Below are 2759 nucleotides of genomic sequence, written 5' to 3'. Positions count from 1 at the left end.
ACCTATGACGGTTTAGGAAGACTCAAATTTGTCAAAGACAAAAATGATAAGGTCCTTTCTGAAAACCAATACAATTACAAACAATAAACCAGAAGCATCATGAAAAAAGCAATTAAACTCCTTTTGGTTTTGTTTCCTGTTATGGCCATTGCACAGACCACAACCCAGAATTATATCAAGACCACGACATATAAACAAGGATTTACAGAAACTACAATACCTCTAAACCCAACACCGGCACAAGCAGCTCAAAATACTACTTATTTTGACGGACTTGGAAGACCAATCCAGCAAGTTGCCGGACAACAGTCCAATAGCGGTAAGGACATCATTACCCATATTAAATATGACAGTTTTGGAAGACAGACAGAAGAATACCTGCCTTTTAAATCGGTCAATACAAACATGGCTTTTGATCCCTTAGCAGGGACCAATGTATCGTCCTATTACGCAACCCCTGATCCAACACTTACTGGAAACCCTGCTATGGAGGCCACTACCAATCCTTATAGCAAAAAAGAGCTCGAAGCCTCTCCGCTGAATCGTGTTTTCAGACAAGCTGCTCCCGGAAACGACTGGAGCTTAGGGTTCGGACATGAAATCAAAATGGACTACCAAACCAACGGGGCTGAAGAAGTAAAACTCTTCATCGCCAATACGTCCTGGGATGCAGGATCAGGGTTGTATGCCATTTCGTTTTTAAACAACAACACCCATTATGCTCTCAATCAATTGTATAAAACCGTTACTTATGATGAAAATACTGCCGCTGTACCCACCGAAGCAAACGGGTCAACTGTAGAGTTTAAAAACAAAGAGGGTCAGGTTGTCCTTAAAAGAACCTATGGTACTGTAGGAGCCGGAACTACTAACGAAAAACATGATACTTATTATGTTTATGATATTTACGGGAATCTTACTTATGTGATCCCTCCAAAAGCAGTAGATCTTATTGGTGCCTCCACAGGAATACAAGCAGATGTTACTTCTTCGGCAGTCGTAACTTCAGGAAATTCTTTGTCTCTAACAGCAACCAACTCGATTCGATTGTTACCGGGATTTCATGCTCAGACAGGAAGTACTTTTAGTGCTGTTATTGATACCGGAACTCAGGGGATCTTAGATAATCTGTGTTACCAATACAAATACGATTACCGCAACAGACTGGTGGAGAAAAAACTGCCAGGTAAACAATGGGAGTTCATCGTATACGACAAACTCGACAGAGTGGTCGCCACAGGACCCGTGAATTCTCCATTCTCAGATATCACTTCCTCAGGATGGATTATCACCAAATACGACGCTTTCAGCAGACCAATATATACCGGATGGATGAATGCTACTGCTGCAACTGCTGCCGGAAGAACAAGCCTGCAAGCTGCTCAGAATAATTCTGCTCTTACCACTATTAACGAAAGCAAACAAAGCAGTGGAACTCTGGATGGTATTGCGGCTTATTACACCAATGTAGTAGCACCAGTTTCCTTCAAACTTCTTACTGTTAATTATTATGACAACTATACTTTCCCAACTTGGGGTATTGCAATACCAACAACTGTAGAGGGGCAGACTACTTTAACTACAAACGAGGTAAAGGGACTTACAACGGCTTCCTGGACAAGAGTTCTTACTACAAGTACCAGTACAGCAGGAGAAACCACGGCTACTTTTTATGAGCCAAAAGCAAGACCCGTTAGAACCTATACACAAAATTACTTAGGAGGTTATACGTATACTGACAGCAATCTGGATCCTTTTTCAGGACAATTGAAGTATAGCATTACCCGACACAAAAGAACAGCCGCTGATACGGAACTGATGACAAAAGAGGTTTTTACCTATTCGCCTCAGGATCGATTGCTGACACAGACCCACCAAATAAACAACGGTGCTATTGAAGTCTTAGCGGATAACAGTTATGACGAATTAGGGCAATTGATTACTAAAAAAGTAGGTGGTAATACTCAAAAAATAGATTATGCCTACAACATTCGCGGATGGCTTAAAGAGATCAATAAAGTAGATGCTTTAACTCAGGGAGCTGATCCAAAAGATTTATTTGCTTTCCAGATCAATTACAACAATCCTACTGCGGGAGGAGTTGCACTGTACAATGGAAACATCAGTCAAACCCACTGGAAAACGGTCAATTCAGAATCCGTTCTCCGAAATTACAATTACAGCTATGACAAACTTAACAGACTAACAGCTGCCGATTTTAGGAATAATACAAATGCTGCTCAAAATTCAAGTTATTTTGAAAAACTGCAATACGACAAAAACGGAAATATTGCTTTCCTGCACCGCTCAGGAGATGTAGTTACTCAGGCAAATTTAGAGTGGATGGATTATATGATTTATTCGTATCAAGGTAACCAATTAACAAGAGTAAAAGAAGAAGGAAACAATCATTTTGGCTTTACTACTCCAATTGCCCAAACCAATACCGCAAACCAGTACAGCTATGACCTTAATGGTAATATGACTGCTGACACCAATAAAAACATCACGGCTATTACTTACAACCACTTGAACTTACCTACACAAATAACCTTTGCAACCACCGGGAATATTGTGTATATTTACAATGCTGCTGGACAAAAAGTACAGAAAATTGTCAACGAAACGGGTAGAACTGCCATAAAAACAGATTATCTGGGAGGCTACCAGTATGACAGCAGTATTTTGAAGTTTTTCCCAACAGCCGAAGGTTATGTAGAGCCTTCTGGAAGTTCTTATAAATATATCTATCAGTACAA

General features: G+C 40.3%; 1 protein-coding gene. It reads left to right on the top strand.

Annotated features, from left to right (window positions below):
- Nucleotides 1–99: 99 nt before the first annotated feature.
- Nucleotides 100–2759 (top strand): DUF6443 domain-containing protein (locus ACN1CN_RS22660; RefSeq protein ID WP_419137947.1); only part of this gene is annotated, 2660 nt, incomplete at its 3' end.

Source organism: Flavobacterium sp. T12S277 (genome assembly GCF_048514875.1).
Taxonomy (GTDB): Bacteria; Bacteroidota; Bacteroidia; order Flavobacteriales; family Flavobacteriaceae; genus Flavobacterium.
This window is presented reverse-complemented; position numbering and strand designations above follow the sequence as displayed.